Annotated in this window: 2 protein-coding genes; both read left to right on the top strand. The window is 41.5% G+C overall.

The window, feature by feature from the left end; translation table 11 throughout:
* Positions 1 to 440, top strand: a 440-nt coding sequence (locus F6K49_RS49355) for a substrate-binding domain-containing protein (protein ID WP_293110080.1), incomplete at its 5' end; no start/stop codon positions are given.
* Between the two features lie 277 nt (positions 441 to 717).
* A partial coding sequence (locus F6K49_RS49350) for an ABC transporter permease subunit (RefSeq protein ID WP_293110078.1) occupies positions 718 to 1,387 on the top strand: 670 nt, incomplete at its 3' end.

The following is a 1,387-nucleotide window of genomic DNA, read 5'->3' as shown; positions in this document are numbered from 1 at the left end:
GCTCTCGGGGCGACTATACCGCTAGTGAAGATGACAATTTGCTTGTTCAAGGGGTATCGAATGATAAGGGTGGACTAGCCTTCTTTGGTTACGCCTACTACGAAGAAAACAAAGATAAACTCAAACTGCTAGAGATTGATGGAGGAAGTGGTTGCGTTGCCCCTAGCACAGCAACTATTGCCGATGGAAGTTACAAACCTCTATCTCGCCCAGAGTTTATCTATGTCAAGAAAGAGGCTGCAACTCGACCTGAAGTTAAAGCCTTTGTAGACTATCAGTTGGCAGCAGCAAATTCCAAATTAATTTCAGAAGTTGGCTATGTTCCGATGCCAGAAGACATTATGACGCTGGTGAGAAAGCGTTTTAGCGATGGCACAGTTGGTACAGTCTTTGCTAATGCTCCTAAAGGCTCCAAAGTTAAACAGCTATTAGAGAAATAAAAGAATAGTAAAGGATGTCTTAAACACTTAAGGATGAACGATGAATGCTGAAGGCTGGAAAGAACAAAGTTGCTAAGTCACTTTGTCAGTCACCTTAATAGATATCAGCAATACATCTATAAGTAGAATTATTTCATTCCTCACACTTGATTCCTCACACTTCATCCTTCATCCTTTATCCTTTATCCTTGGCACTTAATCCTACCCTAATAGAACGCTATCAAGCGAACACACTGGATTCTTTCACACTTGATCCTTCAGACTTAATACTTTACTGATGACTACCACTCCGCCATCTTTTGAGTCATCAGACTCTGAGATGTTTCGACCAAACCGGCAGTTAAACAAGCGGGTAGAACTGATAGTAAAAATAATTTTTGCTACCTTTGCCTTTGTTTCTGTGGCAACTACCATCGGCATTGTTCTAACCCTAATATTTGAAACAGTAGCATTTTTCCAAGAAGTATCACTCTGGAAATTCCTGACTGATAAAGCATGGACTCCCTTGTTTGCTAATCCCCAGTTTGGCATTTTTGTGCTGATTAGTGCGACCTTCCTGACCTCTGTAATCGCGCTGATGGTGGCATTACCCCTGGGATTGCTTGCAGCTATCTACTTGAGTGAATATGCATCTAGTGGTATCCGTGGTTGGCTCAAACCTGCCCTAGAAATATTAGCAGGGGTTCCTACAGTAGTATTTGGTTACTTCGCTCTGATGGTAGTTAGCCCCTTCTTAAAAAGATTTATTCCAGATTTACAAGGATTCAATGCCTTAAGCGCTGGGATTGTTTTAGGAATAGCCATTATTCCTATGATAGCTTCCCTCAGTGAAGATGCTATCTATGCTGTACCCAATAGTTTAAGACAAGGTGCTTATGCCTTGGGGGCAACTAAACGAGAAACCATTATCGGAGTAGTAATACCAGCAGCATTATCTGGAATTGTTG

Source organism: Moorena sp. SIO3I6 (assembly GCF_010672095.1).
This window is presented reverse-complemented; position numbering and strand designations above follow the sequence as displayed.